Raw genomic sequence first — 1786 nt, 5'->3', positions numbered from 1 at the left:
TGACTTACCCTAAAAAAACTTGACACTTTTGGATGCCTAAAACAAAAGTGTATGAGAACAAAAGTAAAACGTGAAAGAGATCGTGTCCTAAATGAAGCGACAGGTCAGTATGAATGGGTATGGGTAGAATCCACTCGCTACATTCATGATGAAGAAGATCGAGTACTTGCTGCACTTGATTTCCTTAAAGGCGAGAATACGCCTGAGGAATTAGTTGAGAAACATCATATTTCCAACATTCAGGTGCTGTTTTCTTGGGTAGGTCGTTATCTTTCTGAAAATCGTTTAGTATCTTTGCAGGAGAACAACGATGACACTATGGCAAACAAAAGTAAAGACGAGCAGATCAGAGAATTGAAAGCAGAGCTCAAGAAAGCAAGAAAAGAGGCAGAACTAGAGAAACTACGTGCCCATGCCTACGACACAATGATTAACCTTGCAGAAGAACGATTCAATATTCCAATAAGAAAAAAATCTGGCACCAAACAGTAAGTCTGCTCCGCGAAGAGTCTTCACCAGCATCGATGAATACCCTTTGCAGGCTGTTTGGTTATAGCAGACAGTCGTTCTACAACCGTGAAGATCCAGACAATGACTTTGTCGATAATGCCTTAGAAACCATGATCGTGGAGAAGGCCAGAGAATACCGTAAGGATAACCCTGGACTTGGTTGTGCCAAACTATACCTCATCGTCAAACGCTTGTTTGAATCCACTGATCGTATGCCTGGACGAGATGCGTTCATAGAATTGCTCCGTGCCAATGGATTGATGGTGCAGTTGAAAAGACGTCGTCACTACAAGACAACTGACTCCAGTCATCATTACCACAAGTATGACAACTTGATAAAGGATGTGGTTCCCATGCGACCTAACGAAATATGGGTCAGTGACATAACGTACATAGAAACAACTGAGGGTGTGTGTTACTTGTCGCTTATCACGGATGCCTATTCTCATAAGATTGTGGGATGGGCAGTAGGACCGACCTTGGAAACCATATACCCATTGGAGGCACTGCGTATGGCACTGGCAACAATTGACGATGAAACAGCATCCCGTCTCATCCATCATTCTGATAGAGGAAGCCAGTACTGTAGTGCTGCATACGTTAAGGAGCTAAAGGCACATAATATAATGATAAGCATGACCCAAAGCGGTGATCCTCTCGAAAATGCCATTGCAGAACGCGCCAATGGCATCATCAAAACAGAATGGCTCTACAAGATGAGCATACCGTCAATAGAGAATTGTAAGGAAGAACTGACTCGTATCATACGTTTCTATAATACAGAACGTCCGCATATGAGCATTGGATACAAGACTCCCGAAACGGTACATACAGAAGTTGGAGAACAAAAAAGGTGTTGGTGCAATCCATGGAACAGACCTGCTACCACAGGCAGCTGATAGGTTTTTCTTAGCCATACAGCATCTCCTAAAATAATGGGCGCTGCCCCGAAAGACAACGCCCATACCACTATTTCAGTGTGATGCAGAAACCTATTGCTGGCGAGTTGCTCCTCAGCAGAGCTCGCTTCCTCTTCGGCTTCTGACAGCAAAATTACGAAATATTTTTATTTCTTGCACTAATCAAAGGAATAATCATTAACTTTGCAATTGGAATGCGAGAAGGTAGTAAAGCAAATCAGTTTACTGATGAAATCTTGTAAAACAAATCAGTTCAACTAACAGAACTTGTAAAGTAAAACAGAGAACTGAATAAAAGTAGTAAACCTAATTAGTTAATCGCATCCAATTCTGTCAACTAATTTTAGGAATAGTCA

The 1786-nt window shown here is 41.8% G+C and carries 2 protein-coding genes; both read left to right on the top strand.

The window, feature by feature from the left end; translation table 11 throughout:
• Positions 1 to 51 precede the first annotated feature (51 nt).
• A complete protein-coding gene (locus CIK94_RS02785) occupies positions 52 to 492 on the top strand; it encodes a hypothetical protein (RefSeq protein WP_052484576.1) in 441 nt (146 codons plus the stop codon).
• A 32-nt stretch (positions 493 to 524) separates the two neighbouring features.
• On the top strand, positions 525 to 1409 hold the full coding sequence (locus CIK94_RS02780) for an IS3 family transposase (protein ID WP_094387794.1): 885 nt from the start codon (positions 525 to 527) through the stop codon (positions 1407 to 1409).
• The last annotated feature ends 377 nt before the right edge of the window (positions 1410 to 1786 follow it).

The organism is Prevotella sp. P4-51, from assembly GCF_002251455.1.
Classification (GTDB): Bacteria; Bacteroidota; Bacteroidia; order Bacteroidales; family Bacteroidaceae; genus Prevotella.
This window is presented reverse-complemented; position numbering and strand designations above follow the sequence as displayed.

Bases quoted from the DNA above. Each gene is read 5' to 3' on its own strand.
- CIK94_RS02780 (WP_094387794.1), top strand. From the start codon at position 525: ATGAATACCCTTTGCAGGCTGTTTGGTTATAGCAGACAGTCGTTCTAC.
- CIK94_RS02785 (WP_052484576.1), top strand. From the start codon at position 52: ATGAGAACAAAAGTAAAACGTGAAAGAGATCGTGTCCTAAATGAAGCG.